This window comes from Proteiniclasticum sp. (genome assembly GCF_032054185.1).
GTDB lineage: Bacteria > Bacillota > Clostridia > Clostridiales > Clostridiaceae > Proteiniclasticum.
Map to the genome: position 1 here is coordinate 113,259 of NZ_DAMBTF010000001.1, position 14,628 is coordinate 127,886.

At 44.2% G+C, this 14,628-nt stretch carries 9 protein-coding genes; 2 read left to right on the forward strand and 7 right to left on the reverse strand.

Annotation, left to right across the window (positions count from 1 at the left end; genetic code table 11):
• Window positions 1–1,257, forward strand: coding sequence for a lactate/malate family dehydrogenase (locus RTX25_RS00500; protein ID WP_312649331.1), 1,257 nt, complete (start codon window positions 1–3; stop codon window positions 1,255–1,257).
• Window positions 1,258–1,562: 305 nt separating this feature from the next.
• On the opposite strand, the gene RTX25_RS00505 is transcribed toward RTX25_RS00500, so the two are convergent.
• Both RTX25_RS00505 and RTX25_RS00510 read right to left on the reverse strand, forming a co-directional pair.
• Entirely contained in the window at window positions 1,563–3,566 is a 2,004-nt protein-coding gene (locus RTX25_RS00505) for a methyl-accepting chemotaxis protein (protein WP_312649333.1), read from the reverse strand.
• Between the two features lie 445 nt (window positions 3,567–4,011).
• On the reverse strand, window positions 4,012–7,395 hold the full coding sequence (locus RTX25_RS00510) for a 5'-nucleotidase C-terminal domain-containing protein (protein ID WP_312649334.1): 3,384 nt from the start codon (window positions 7,393–7,395) through the stop codon (window positions 4,012–4,014).
• 271 nt (window positions 7,396–7,666) lie between these two features.
• Here RTX25_RS00510 and RTX25_RS00515 point away from each other — a divergent pair, with 271 nt between their 5' ends.
• Window positions 7,667–8,485, forward strand: a complete 819-nt coding sequence (locus RTX25_RS00515; RefSeq protein ID WP_312649336.1) for a PHP domain-containing protein — start codon at window positions 7,667–7,669, stop codon at window positions 8,483–8,485.
• A 95-nt stretch (window positions 8,486–8,580) separates the two neighbouring features.
• On the opposite strand, the gene nagB is transcribed toward RTX25_RS00515, so the two are convergent.
• The 5 genes from nagB to RTX25_RS00540 form a co-directional block, all read right to left on the reverse strand.
• Entirely contained in the window at window positions 8,581–9,315 is a 735-nt protein-coding gene (gene nagB / locus RTX25_RS00520) for a glucosamine-6-phosphate deaminase (RefSeq protein WP_312649337.1), read from the reverse strand.
• A gap of 67 nt (window positions 9,316–9,382) precedes the next feature.
• Window positions 9,383–10,537 (reverse strand): mannitol-1-phosphate 5-dehydrogenase, encoded by a 1,155-nt coding sequence (locus RTX25_RS00525; protein WP_312649339.1) that lies wholly within the window; start codon window positions 10,535–10,537, stop codon window positions 9,383–9,385.
• Window positions 10,538–10,966 (reverse strand): PTS sugar transporter subunit IIA, encoded by a 429-nt coding sequence (locus RTX25_RS00530; protein WP_312649341.1) that lies wholly within the window; start codon window positions 10,964–10,966, stop codon window positions 10,538–10,540.
• Between the two features lie 4 nt (window positions 10,967–10,970).
• A complete protein-coding gene (locus RTX25_RS00535; RefSeq protein ID WP_312649342.1) occupies window positions 10,971–13,037 on the reverse strand; it encodes a BglG family transcription antiterminator in 2,067 nt (688 codons plus the stop codon).
• A gap of 71 nt (window positions 13,038–13,108) precedes the next feature.
• Complete coding sequence (locus RTX25_RS00540; protein WP_312649343.1) at window positions 13,109–14,524, reverse strand: PTS mannitol transporter subunit IICB; 1,416 nt, start codon at window positions 14,522–14,524, stop codon at window positions 13,109–13,111.
• Between the last annotated feature and the right edge of the window lie 104 nt (window positions 14,525–14,628).

Here is a 14,628-nt window from a genome sequence, read left to right on the forward strand (position 1 = left end):
ATGACAAGCATACTAAGAAAGCATGAAATCCTCGCCTATATCGAAATAAAAAGAACGGAAGGCACTCTTCAGATCACTGATTTTCTGAATGATCTTCCAGATGAACTTAAAGAGCGGATCAATGCTCTTATTCTATCGACCGATGAGCGGGAAGATCTCCTCTCACAGATGGACAGCCTCGTCTATTCTAAGAGTCCCGTTTTTATGGTTCTTGAAGACGAGACTTTCCCCTCCAGATTTATCGCAAGTACACTGGAGGAAGTGCTTGAAGAGAGCGGAGCCGATCTCCTATTAACAAGCAAAAATCCTCTTGGCTTCGACGTCCATCTTATCCACGAAAGCGACTGCTCATGGATCAGTGAGCTCATGAAGAAAAAGAAACCCTACACTCTATCCATCCTTGGCCTCGGCGATGTGGGCGGGACCCTTCTCATGGGACTGAGGCTTCTAGGACGAGATATCCTGAAGGAAATCAGGATCTTCGATCTTGATGAGAAAAAGAGAAGACGCTACTACCTCGAAATCAATGAAATCAGTGATGGAAGCGATCTTCCTCCCGTTGTTGAAGCTGGAATAGACGAGATCTTCGACACGGATGTACTGGTCTTCACGGTATCCATCTTCATTCCTCCGGTAGGCACATCTCTTACGGATGTCAGGCTTGTACAGTTTGAGAAAAACAGAAGAGTACTGCTGGATTATGCAAAGAAAGCGGAAGAAAGCGGATTTAAAGGCTACTATTTCATCGTGTCGGACCCGGTGGATCTTCTTTGCATGAATCTCATGGACGAAGGCGGGATTGCAAGCCATAGAATTCGAGGATTCGGGCTTGGCGTCATGGAAGCCAGAGCGAGGTTCATCGCAAAAGAGAGGGGCATCTTCCATGAAGACCTGAGGACCTTCGGCCCGCACGGGAAAGGCCTTATTGTCATAAACTCACTGAAAAACTATGATGTAGAAATTTCAGAAGACCTGACAGCACTTACTGAACGGGAAAACTTCAGAGTAAGAGAGACCGGATTCAAGCCCTATATCGCACCAGCCCTTTCTTCCGGTTCCATCTCGATTCTTAAAGCGCTCAACGAAGAAGAGCACTTAAGCACCTTCTATAACGGAAGGGTCTTTATGGGCGCAAGGAACACGCTCATAGAGAGTTTCACTCTACCTGATAAAGTAGACCTTCCTCAGCTGAGAACTCTTCTTACGGGCACTGAGGACCTTTTAATGAGACTCTATGAAGGAAGAGAGAAGAAATAGCTGACTGATAACCAGTTCAAAGATAAGAGACCTGAAGTCACAATGATTAGAAGTGACTTCAGGTCTCTTTTAAGGAATTGATTTCAGGCCGAGTGAATCATTGTAAGTTTTCAGCTTTAACTCTGTGTCTGATCAATCTGGCATGATACCGCATTCTCTTTGTACCGATTCTTATTCTCCTTATGGAGGCTTCTTTTATTGCCCTTCATTTCCCGAAACCAGCTAAATCCCTGAAGATATTAGGATTCCGGTAATTCTAAGCCTTTTGAGGATGGGGTATGATCGCCCATCCCATATCATTTTCTCTACGCCTTGAGTCTAGCGAGCTCTTCCTGAATCTTCGCGATTTCGCGGTTCAGTTCATCCATTTCCTGACCGATCTCATTGATGCTGGCATACTGCTCCTCAGATGACGCACTGATCTCCTCTGTGGAGGCTGCAGCTTCCTCGCTGACTGCCGCCATGGATTCCAGGGAAATGATGAGTTCATTTTTCAAAGTATCAATGGTCCTTGTCTCATCGATAAAGGTTGTCAGGATGGATTCCAGCGCATGGACCTTCTGATCCACCTCATCAAAGACCTTTACGGTCTCCTGAAGGCTTCCATCTGCAGAATCTACGGACTGCTGCGTTTCTGATACCGTCTTTGTTGTCACAGAAACTACCGAGACGATGTTCTTGATGATGATGCTGATTTCTTCTGCCGACAACGCAGACTGCTCTGCAAGTTTTCTGATTTCATCAGCGACCACTGAAAATCCTCGTCCGGCTTCACCGGCTCTTGCCGCTTCAATGGACGCATTTAATGCCAGCAGATTGGTCTGGTCGGCAATACCTTTGATGGTTCCGAGGATATTCTCTATGGACTTGGAACTGCCGCTTAATGCAGTTACGTTTTCAGCTACCTCTCCGGTATTGACCACAGTCTTCTTGAACACTTCCTGAAGAATCTGTATCTTTGCTCTTCCGTTTCTGTTTGCATGAACCATATCCTCAGAAATCCCTTTGGCCTCTGTAAGCCTTCCTGAAATTTTCTGGATGCTCTCCCCAAGGTCCTGTCCCGCACTTAGGCGTTCATTGACTCCGGTGGCTGTCTCTGTTGCACCCTGGGCGATTTCTTCCACTGCTTTTGTCACTTCCATACTGGAGGATAGAAGCCCATCCACGTTGTTCATGACTTTATCTGAAGCCCGGGTTACGGAATCGAAGCTTGTGACGGTTCCTCTGATGAGTTTTCGGATGTTTTCGGCCATCAGCATGAACTGCTTACTTGTAGTCCCGATTTCATCTCTGGACTCATAGGTGATTTCAGCGGTGAAATCTCCTCCTCCGACTTTCTCCATTGCATTTACCATCAGTTCCATGGGTCTTGTCACCCATCGTCCGATCACAAATGAAATGACTGCCAGCAGGATCATAACGGTGAGGACAAGAGTGATGAGGTTGTTCATCTGAAGATTTCTTGTGATGGTCATAATTTCAGCTCTTGGATAGGTGACAAGATAGGTTCTCTCCTCCACGGTTTCCGCCATGGCATAATAAGACGTACCTTCGGCGCTGACCTTATGGAGAACATTCTCCTCCTTCAGCACCTCCTCGATCCAAGGAAGTTCAGATGTGTTTTTTCCGATGTTATCGGTATTTCTGTCATGAAGTACGGTTCTGTTCCCATCTAGAATGATGCCAAAACCCCCGTTACCGATATCCAGTGAAGCGATGGTGCTCTGAATATCAAGACTTTTAAGCAGTTCCTGAAACGCTTTTGGTTCAAGTCCGATCTGGACTACACCCGGAGCATCTATTCTTGAGACTCCGATGTACTGGAACAGCGTACCGTCTGTTCCTCTTTCAGAAGGTTCCTGGGCCAGGCTTCCTTCTGTCGTATTTAAGAGTGCCATAAACGGCTTTGTCTGATCAGACTCTGCGAAGTCGAACCCGAAAAAGTCAGGGATATTTCCCCATTGAAGGATCCCCTTCTCATCGGTGATATGAATTTCATCCACACCGATGCTTTTAGCCAGCAAGACAAGCTTATCTGTTTCCAGATATTCCGGATCCGAAACAAGCATCTCAGCAACGGACATGGCAAGTGCAATGTTCTTTTCATTCAGCGCATTTTTTGTGATGTCTACAACTTCATCAGCAGAAACATGTTCATTTTCCAGATTCTTGATCTGGTCACGAAGCTGCATGACTATGACTTTCTCCAGCGACTTTTCAGTTGAAATCGTACTGATTACAGCCTGTGCACCTAAAGCAAGAAGGATTATGAAACTTGTGACTAAAATGATTTTTCTTTTTAACTTCATAATGATTTTTCTCCTTTGTATAAATATAATGACAGCTTTGTTCAATGCTGATCGATTAAGCCTTATCGATTCCTGCTTTATATGAGTCTTATAAATCTTATTTCTTGCCCCTCCTAAACTCTAAGTTTAATCACTGTGATTGAAGAATAATTCTTAAGTGATATCTTGTATATCGGCAGAGAAATACGCCACTTAAGTGTTCAGATCTTGTCTCAAATGTGAAATATCGACTCATGATTCATATACGCTGTCACCCTATTATCTGATTCCTACACTGATGACTAGAAGATAATCTTCATATAATGGAAATCCCGCATCCTCATGGACAAAACAAGAGACCTGAAACTGCAGTTATGCAGCTTCAGGTCCCTTCATTATGTATTATTTCGGCCGAGTGAATCATCGCAATGATTTAAACAAAACTATGCGTCTGATCACCCTGACCTTATGCTATCTTCTTTCTGCCTTTTCCTGTAAGGAATCCGGCCGCTACCAGTGAAATCATGCCCATTCCGTAGTACAGGCCGTCACCCATTGAACCGGCTGCAGGCAGTCTTTCATCTTTTCCAAGGTGAAGATGTTCCACATACTTGTGTGAAATTACTTCCTGTTCTCTGATCATATCGGCGATAAGATCTCTTACTGGAATATAGGTGTCTACCACTTCCTTGGCTTTGCTGAAGTCATAATTGTCTCCACCTGTTAAGAGGAAGTCCAGTGTAGAAACACTGTAATACTGATCATCCTTGATGAGTGTTCCATCAAGAAGTCTCATGGATGTGATCCTTTCTCCCGCTTTGGCATTCTTGTCGTACCAGACTTCGATGCCGTAGAACTGTCCTGGTCTGAAATCTTCAGGATGCAGACCGTGCTCTATGAGCTTTTTCAGTTCTGCGCCAGTGACCTTAAGTGTAACTAAAGTATTGTCAAATGGCAGAAGCTCGTACATCAGACCCATGGTGATTTCACCCTTTTCAAAGCCTCTTCTGATTCCACCGCCATTGACGATGGCTATCTGTGTTCCGCCCAGTTCTTTAAGGGATTTGGCGATGAACTGACCCATTGGTGAAACCTGCATGGTGTCTGTGTCATGAGGAAGGTCATTCTTAAGTGTACCAAGCACTTCATCAAGAATCGGCGCCAGATCTTTATAGTACTTGTCCACGATGGCCTTGATGGCCTCATCTTCCTTCAGTGAAGGAATGAGATCTGTAAGGTTCGTCACCTTACCTGTTGCGCTTAGAAGCTTAACAACATCATCATTGATTTCGAAATCCAGAGTAATCTGAGAGATATTTCTGCCGTTGTATCCGCCCTGTACGACCGGAATACCGTTGACCACACCATTAACGACCTGGTGGGTATGTCCGGTGAAGATCGCATCGATGTTTTCCACCTTATTTGCGTAGTTTACAATTTCTCCTGAGACTTTTCCGTCTTTCTGGAATGAACCAAGGTGTGTCAGTGCGATGATGGCATCTACGCCCTCTTCTTCCATAAGTACCTTGCTCCATTTATTTGTCGCAGCAACTGGATCCGTGAACTTGAATCCGATGACGTTTGCTGCTGCTGTCTTGAATGAGGTTTCGGGTGTTGCGATTCCGATGAATCCGACCTTGACCGCTTTACCGTTTACCATGATTTCCTGAACCATGTAAGGAAGGACATATTTATCCCAGCCTTCAGGTTTCTTGTCTTCCTGAACTTCGATATTGGAAGCGAGGAAGTAATATTCACCGTCTTTCGCCCACTGAGGAATAAGATCGCTGCCCCAGTCAAATTCATGATTACCTATTGCAGATGCAAGAAGGTTCATTTCCTTAAGGATATCATTGACGACAGCACCGTGAGTGAGGTTTGAGACTGCTGTTCCCTGGAAATGATCTCCAGAAGACAGGAAGTATGTATTTTTGTTTGCTGCAATCTTATTTTTAAGGAACGTCTGGATTCTTGCAAGTCCAGGATTTTTGCTGCTTCCTGAGCTGTCCACGTTACCGTGGAAGTCATTAATGGAGAAGTAGTCAAATGCAGCTCTCTGTTTGATGAAAAGATTTGTTTCATAAGTGAATTCAATTGTACCCATTTTTTTGATTGCATCAGCAATCAGATCTCTAAGTGGAAGATAGGTATCGGAAATTTCAGTAGCCTTACTGAAGTCATACTTGTCACCACCAGTAAGCAGAAAGTCCAGCGTGGATACGGTATAAACCCCATCATCCTTGACTTCAGTTCCGTCAAGCAGCTGAATCTTAGTGATTTTCTTTCCTGCTTCTGCGTCTTTGTCATACCAAACGTCAATTCCGTAGAACTGGCCCGGTCTGAAGTCTGCCGGGAAAATACCGTGTTCGATCAGTTTTTTCAGTTCAGCTCCCGTAACCTTCAGTGTTACCAGTGTATTATCGAATGGAAGAATGGTGTACATGTCCCCCATGGTGATGTCTCCGGCTTCAAAGCCCGCTCTGATTCCTCCACCATTAACGATTGCAATCTCAGTTCCGCCAAGTTCTGCCATGGTCTTTGCGATAAACTGGCCCATCGGAGATACCTGCATGGTGTTCGTATCATGTGGAAGATCATATTCGATCTTTCCAACCGGTTCTTCCAGGATTGCTTCTAGATCTTTATAATATCTGTCGACAATTGCCTTCACTGCTGTGTCTTCTTTAAGAGTAGCTTTTATCGCTTTAATATCAATGACGTTACCTTTTACACTATTAAGTGTTTTTACGGTTCCTTCAAGTGTGAATTCCAGGGAGATTTTAGAAACGCTACGCGCGTTGTACTGACCCTGAACGATCGGAATCCCGTTAACGACACCGTTGACGACCTGATGGGTATGTCCGGTAATGATGGCATCAACATCTACTTTATTGGCATAATCCGCTGCTTCACCAGTCACTACACCATCTTTCATGTATGAACCAAGATGGGTAAGAGCAATTACTGCATCAACTTTTTCCACATCTTTAAGATGAGCTGTCCATTTATTTGTTGCAGCAACCGGATCCGTGAACTTAAATCCGACAACATTTTCAGCTGCTGTTTTAAATTTTGTTTCAGGTGTTGCGATTCCGATGAAGCCTATTTTGAAAGCGACACCGTCAACATCAACTGTCTGAACATGGTAAGGTTTAACATAGGTATCCCACTTTGCAGGTTTACTTGCCGCTTCAACTTCTATGTTTGATGCGACGAACGGGAATCCACCAGTCTCTCCCCATAAAGGTATCAGATCAGATCCCCAGTCAAATTCATGATTGCCTATGGCTGAAGTAAGAAGTCCCATATGCTTCAGTATTTCATTCACAACATCACCATGGGTGAGATTTGAAATGGATGACCCCTGATACTGGTCACCTGCGGATAAGAAAAATGTATTCTTATTAAGTGCTTTCTGACTAAGAAGATAGGTCTGTAGCCTAGCTATCCCAGGATTGCTGAGACTGGCTGTGTCATCTACAGTACCATGGAAGTCATTGATGGAAAAATAGTCAAGAACTACAGTTTTTGATTCTACTGCCATAGGCATCATCATCATACTCTGTACTGCTGTTTCCGGTTCTTCTGCTGGAACTGGCTCCTCTGCCGGTTTTTCTTCTTCGGCAGGAGTTTCAGGTGCTGGTAGAGTTTCTGCAGGTGGTGCTGCTGTATCCTCTGATGGATCTATGACCTCATCTGCCGGATTCTCAACCCCTACAGGTTCTACTGCTGTTTCAGCATTTGGCAGATCCACTTCAGATGCGAACAGCTTCTGACCTGGAATCATGGCAAAAGAAAACAGGAGTAACAGCACAATGGACAACGAACGTAATGACTTTCCTTTTCTCAAATTGACACCTCCAAAATAATTTAGCCAAATATGGCATCTAATGTTATTATAACTTTAAGAAATACTGAATATAAGCCATTTTGCGTTCACATATAAGGTTTTATGCTTTCGTAACAATCTCCATTTATAATCGTTTACATAATAAATAATACTTTTTTACATCATGTATAACATCATAAACTATGGGAAGAGAAAATCTGGAGCGATAAATATTATGTCAACTTGATGTATGAACTAATTGTTAATTCAGATAATAAGAGGTGAAAATCATATGAAAATCGAACTCCACTGCCATACAACTTACTCTGATGGACGACTAACTCCGGAGGAATTATATCATCTAGCCGTAAAGGAAGGTCTTTCCTACATGGCACTTACAGATCATGATTCCGTAAAAGGCCACTTTGAGATCTCTACTCTCATGGACCGTTCTGACATCAGATTCATCCCCGGAATTGAACTGACCACTTCCAGAAACGGAGAAAGCATTCACATACTGGGCTACTGGAACAATGAAGGATATAAGAATCAGGGACTTCTTTCAAAGCTGGATGAGCTTCATCATGCACGAGACGAAAGAATCATAAAGTTCATCCAGAATCTGGAGCACTACTTTGATATGGATATCGACTACGACAAACTAAGAGAAACCAATCAGGGGGTTCTCACAAGAGCAAACCTCGCCCACGCAGTCCATGAGAAAGTTCCTCAGCTTACCTATAACGAAGCATTCATGAAATATCTCGATAAGGACAGTCCTGCCTACATTCCCAATGTCAAGCTTACTGTAGAGGAAGGAATCGCTCTACTTAAAAAAAACGGAGCCATCGTCGTACTTGCTCACCCCGTCATCTATAGGAAAAACACCCTGGAAGAGCTGCTTCTACATGAATTTGACGGTGTAGAATGCTACTACTATCTCAATGATGAAGAGATGACAGGTAAAAGCCTAGACATCGCAAGGAGGAACAACCTGCTCATCACTGCAGGTTCAGACTTTCATGGTATTCAAGGAGATATAAAGCATGGCTATCTTGGTTCAATGCACTATGATCCCGCAGATCTCAAACCTTTTCTGGACCTTTTTTAGCGCTTTCGACAAGTTTACCCAAAAAAATAAGGATCATGAAAATGCACCAAGTGCCTTTTCATGATCCTTCTGTTTCATTATTATTTCTGATTCTTCTACTTTTCGTCAAGCTGACTTGCTGCACTTCTATCAAGAAGCACTGTAACATCAGTGTGCAGTTTTAGTAGTGTAGCAGGGATATTGGTCGTAATGACATCATCAATCAGACTTTTCACTGCCCAGGCTTTGTTTTCTCCTGATGCGATAAGGATAACTTTCCTCGCCTTCATGATCGGTCCCATACCCATGGTCACTGCCTGAGTCGGAACATCGCTTTCAGATGCAAAGAATCTTGCATTTGCCTTGATGGTTTCCTGAGTCAGATCCGCAACATGTGTATTCAGGTTAAGCTTTTCAGCAGGTTCATTAAATCCGATATGTCCGTTCGGTCCGATACCCAGTATCTGAACATCAACTCCACCCATGGACTCGATCAGTTCATCATATTTTTCCGCACCTTTCTGAAGATCTTCTGCGACTCCATCTGGTACATGTGTGTTGTTCTTGTCGATATTGATGTGGTTGAAGAGGTTGAGGTCCATAAAATATCTATAGCTCTGATTATGGGTGCCATCCAGACCTACATATTCATCCAGGTTGATGCTCTTCACCTTTGAAAAATCAAGATTACCATCATCATAGAGTTTGATGAGCTCCTCATAAAGCCCCAGCGGACTTGACCCTGTAGCCAGACCCAGAACAGCATCTTCCTTTTCTCTGACGACACCAGCAACAAGCTCAGCACTGTATGCGCTTAGCTCTTCGTAAGAATTGAACACTTTAAATTTCATCTCATTACCTCACTTCATTTGTATTCAATCCTATTCTAACACGTTACCACGTTAATGTTAATGTCAATTACTGAAAATGAAGTTCATTGTACTCTTTCAGTACAAGGTCTGTGAGTTCAGAATCCAAAGGCAGCTCAGAGTATTTAAGCAGCGCCTCTTTTAGACCGAACTGATCGATATATGCCTGAAGCGTCACGCTTTCAGGATCTGCCGGGTTACTGATATCTGCAAGTGAAGCAAGCGCTTTGGCGAGATATACCGGCTTTCGACCTAGTTTAAGTACGCCAAGAGCTGGTGACACAAAACGGTCCTTGCTGGACATTTTTCTCAGTGGGGATCTTCCGACACGAACAAGTTCATCCGAGATATCCGGATTCTTGAAACGGCTTATGATCTTATCCACATAAGCCTGATGTTCGTCTTCATCAAATCCGTAGGTCTCTGTGATATAGTATGAGGTTTCCGATAGTACCCCTCGGACATTTTTCTCGATTTCCGGATCGTTTATGGCCTCAAGAACAGTCTGATATCCCTTAGCCATTCCGAAATAGGCTGTAGCGCCATGGCCTGTGTTTACGGTAAACAGCTTTCTTTCGATGTATGGTGCAAGATCATCCACATAGTGGACCCCTTCAATATCAAGAAGATCTCCTTTGATCTGACCTTTCTCCACCACCCATTCAAAGAACGGTTCAACTTTGACATCCAGCAGGTTCTCATTGCTCTGGAGAGGAACGATACGGTCAACAGCTGAGTTAGGGAATCCGATGAACCGGTCTGCTTTGACTTTTTCCACATCAGTAAGTTCCTCATAAAGCGACTTCTTTAAAATCGCTGTTGCACCCACGGCATTCTCGCATGCAATGATGGAAAAAGGGATGATTTCGTCTTCTGCAAGTCTTGCTTTGATTCCGGACACCATATTTTTAGCGATGATCGGAACGATGTTCGGCCCCACCGCAGTTGTGATGATATCGGACTGCATGATCGCATCCCTCAGTTTTTCAGACTCGGTCCTGCTGTTGATCCCCTTGACCCCTGTCACATGAAGCTTTTCGCCTTTTTCATCCGCCATGATGACTGTATATTCTCCCTTTGCTCTGATCTCATCAATGAGTTCATCCGCTACATCCGCAAATGTGACTTCAAAACCGTTTCTGCTGAGAATGAGCCCGATAAAACCGCGGCCTATGTTTCCTGCACCAAAATGTAGTGATTTCATCTAAATTCCTCCCAGAAGATCCATGATCTCTTCTTTGGACTTCGCACTGACCAGCTTCTCCACATTCTCCATATCGGAGCAGAAGATTGCAATATTGGACAGGATTTCAAGATGGGTATTGTCCTTCCCGGCTATACCGAATACGACTCTTGCCTTGTCTCCATTGAAGTCCACACCCTCCGGCACCTGAATGACGCTGATTCCGGATTCCATGACATCGTTCTTTGCACTTTCTGTTCCGTGAGGGATGGCGATATCATTCCCGATGTAGGTGGTCGAGAGATCTTCCCTCTTGATCATCTCATCGATGTAGTGTTCATTGACATACCCACCCTCCTGAAGCAGCTCTCCTGCAAGTCTGATGGCATCGTATTTGTTATCGATCTTTTCATTCATTCTGATATTTTCCAGTCTCAATATGTTACTCATTCTATTACCTCCAAATTCTATTTGTGATTTCCAGATAGGTGCGTTTCAGCTGCTGCTGAATGAGTGCAAGAATCTGTCCTTCATCACCTTTTTCATAAATGACGACATTGTCCTTTTCCAGAAGACCGATACTGATGGCAGATAAAAGTTCAAGCTCCATCTCGCCAAGAGACTCCGGTGCAGCGAGCAGTAATACGGTATCCACATCCATCATCTTTGAATCCATACCCAGTATCTTTATAGGCTTCCGATTCCGATATACGCAGTAGACAGATTCATGAAGTCTGTCGCTTCTTCCATGAACCAGTGCAAGGCTTGTGCCTGGAATGGCAGAGCCTGTTGTTTCAGACTTTTCAAGAAGCATGCTGAGCACATCTTCTTTTGTCTCTTCAGGGAGCGGAAGCGTCGCAAATGCCCTGCCTAGAAGTGCTGTAAGATCCTTCTCGTCTGTACGGTCCATGACAAAATTTGTCAGAAGATCTCTTATCAGCCTGTTTCCCCCATCCATGACGTGCACAAGATTAAGGAGATTGCTGTCCATATCGGAAAGAAGCTGGCTCTCCTTTGTTCTCGCATGTTTTCTGGAGGAGATGAGCAGCTTGTTGTTGACCACTCTTTCCAGTTTCTTTTCATCCTCATCGGACAGCATAGGACTGACCTGGATGTAGTCGAAGTCTGCATCTCTTATGCCCACAGTGGAAATGATGAGATCAAATTCTCCCATATCCATTTTCTTCAGGTCGCTGATGGACCCCTGCTCAATAATGGTCAGCTGCGGGAACTTGCTGAGCAGCTTCTTCGTGAGCATCCTTGATGTCGCGATACCGCTTGTGCATACGACAAGTGTGGATACCTTAGGTGCTTCCCTGAGCTCTGTGACTGCTGAGGCGAAATGCAGGGTCAGAAACCCGATCTCGTCATCACTGATATGGTATCCTTCAAATTTATCCTTCAGGATTTTCTCAAGAGTGCCATAGAGGACGCTGTAGTCTTCCATAATCTCCTTTTTGATGGGATTCAGCACGATAATCCCGTCGCTGATCCGGTTTAAAAGGGGCTCAAGGTGGGAGACAAGCGCATCAAAAAATTTTTTGTCCTTGTTGTAGTAATATCCGGTCGCATCAGACACAGAATCGATCAGATCATTTGCGAGCTGCGAGAGTTCCAGATTCTCATCGATTTCCTGGCTCCTGACTCTTCTGGCGCTTCTAAGGTTTGCGGCGAAAAATGCGATTTCGCTCTCCGGTATGTTCATGGATAGCTCCGCGCCAACCTTTTCAAAAATAGATAGTGCCACTTTTCTTTCATCGCTGAGCTCAGCTCTTAGCTTAGCTTCCACAAAGCTTTCCTTTGCCATTCTTGTAACAGCAAGATTGAGATAGAGAAGAAGTTCAAAAACCGCAAGATCCGTCAGTCGGAACTGAAGATTTCTGATTTCAGAAAGCAGAATCTTTTCGATGATCTCAAGCCTTCCAGCATCGAGGATGAGAAATATCCTGTCATCCTTATCGAGGGAGATGAATTCTCCTTCTTTCAGGGAGAATATCGGACTCTGTTCCAGTCTCTGCAGAACAAGGTTCACAAAACACATCCTCTTGTCCTTTTCTCTACCTTCCAGTGCAATCCCGTATCCGGGTTTTCGCACAAGATCCAGATGAGAAGATCTGATTTCTTCCTGAAAGAAATCAAGGTCCTGCTGAAGAGTCTTGGAGGATACACCAAGCACTGAAGCAAGGTAGCTCGACTTGACTGTATGCTCTGCTTTAAGCAGTTCATTGAAGATGATGAGACTTCTCTCGTTTCGCTGAAGCTCGAAATCGGAATAGCTCTTGAGGCTTTCCCTCAGCCTGTCCATGTTTTCTTCGCTCCCTGAAATCCTTATTCCTTCGCTGACTCGCTTTTCAAGGCTCAGCCCGGATTCAGCAAGAGTATCCTCCATAAATTTGATTTCACGTTGTACCGTCCTTAGTGACACATCAAGTTCAGCTGATATGTCATTCAAGGAAACAAAGAGATGCCGTGATTCGAGCAAAATCCCCAATATGAGTCTTTCTCTTGCTGTTATATACAAATCACCGCACCCCCTTATTAATTTGTAAGGCCATGGCAAGCTTGCCATGGCCCTTACCTGATATTATTCTATCACATTTTGCTCTTTTTTAAATCTTCTACGATGTCATCGTATTTGTTTGTACCAAGGAAGTTGTCCACGGAAACATGAATTGCTCCAGGAACCATCTTTCTTGCTCTTTCAGTAAGGTCTTTATGAGTGACAACAAGGTCTACATCAGAAGGAAGATTATTGATCGCAAGGTTAGTGACATCAACATCATTTATACCTGCTTCCTTAACTTTCTTCTTGAGAATAGATGCACCCATTGCACTTGAACCCATACCGGCATCACAGGCAAAGATGATCTTGTTCACGTTTCTGTAGTCTTTGGAACCAGTGACTAAAGTGCTTCTTACTGAGCTTTCTTTACCCTTCATGGATTCCATCTTTGAAACTGCAAGTTCCATGTCTGCTGCTTCTGTTTCTTTTGAGGATCTCAGGATTGCTGCTGCTACTACAAATGATACAGCTGCCGCAACCAGAATACCAAGGAACATTCCGAAGAAGTCTCCTCTAGGTGTCATGGCGATGTAGGCAAAAATCGATCCTGGTGAAGGCGCTGCATTAAGTCCGACATTAAGCAGTGAGAAAGTAAGTGTACCTGCTGCACCACCAGCCATAGCCGCTACGATCAGTATAGGCTTCATCAGGATGTATGGGAAGTAGATTTCGTGGATACCTCCAAGGAAGTGGATAACCGCTGCACTTGATGCAGAAGCTTTGGAAATGCCTTTTCCGAAGAACATGTAGGCAAGAAGGATACCAAGACCAGGTCCTGGATTGGATTCCAGCATGAAGATGATTGATTTACCAGCTTCTGCCGCTTCCTGTGCGCCAAGTGGTGTAAAGATACCATGGTTGATCGCATTGTTCAGGAACAGCACTTTCGCTGGTTCTACAAACAGATGCACAAGTGGCAGTATACCAAGGTCTATGATTGCGTCAACGCCTGAAGCAAGAACATTGTTCAGCGCTTCAACGACAGGTCCGATGACATAGAAACCTGCGATGGCAAGAACAGTTGCAAGGATACCGGCAGTGAAGTTGTTGATGAGCATTTCAAAACCTGATTTGATGTTGCCTTCAAAAATACTGTCGATTTTCTTGATGAGGAAAGCTGCAAGTGGTCCCATGAGCATAGCACCAAGGAACATCGGAATGCTTGTTCCAACGATTACACCCATAGCTGCTGCCGCACCGACTACTCCACCTCTGTGGTCATAGACGATCTTACCGCCTGTGTAGGCAATAAGGAGAGGAAGAAGATAAGTGATCATCGGTCCAACCATAGTTGCAAGTTTTTCGTTTGGCCACCAGCCAGTAGCGATAAATAGTGCGGTTATAAGTCCCCATGCAATGAATGCAGAGATATTCGGCATAACCATACCACTGAGGTAGGCGCCAAACTTCTGAATACCAGCTTTTGTTCCAGTTTTCTTTTCCATTTTAATCCTCCATTCTTAATTGTTCAATAATTCCATAAAGAGCTGCTCCCTGGTGATCAGTCAGAGTAACATTTGAAAAACCACGCCGACAACATTTCCGGATA

Coding starts and splice junctions, on each gene's coding strand:
- RTX25_RS00500 (WP_312649331.1), top strand. CDS start 1: ATGACAAGCATACTAAGAAAGCATGAAATCCTCGCCTATATCGAAATA.
- RTX25_RS00505 (WP_312649333.1), bottom strand. CDS start 3,566: ATGAAGTTAAAAAGAAAAATCATTTTAGTCACAAGTTTCATAATCCTT.
- RTX25_RS00515 (WP_312649336.1), top strand. CDS start 7,667: ATGAAAATCGAACTCCACTGCCATACAACTTACTCTGATGGACGACTA.
- nagB (WP_312649337.1), bottom strand. CDS start 9,315: ATGAAATTTAAAGTGTTCAATTCTTACGAAGAGCTAAGCGCATACAGT.
- RTX25_RS00525 (WP_312649339.1), bottom strand. CDS start 10,537: ATGAAATCACTACATTTTGGTGCAGGAAACATAGGCCGCGGTTTTATC.
- RTX25_RS00530 (WP_312649341.1), bottom strand. CDS start 10,966: ATGAGTAACATATTGAGACTGGAAAATATCAGAATGAATGAAAAGATC.
- RTX25_RS00540 (WP_312649343.1), bottom strand. CDS start 14,524: ATGGAAAAGAAAACTGGAACAAAAGCTGGTATTCAGAAGTTTGGCGCC.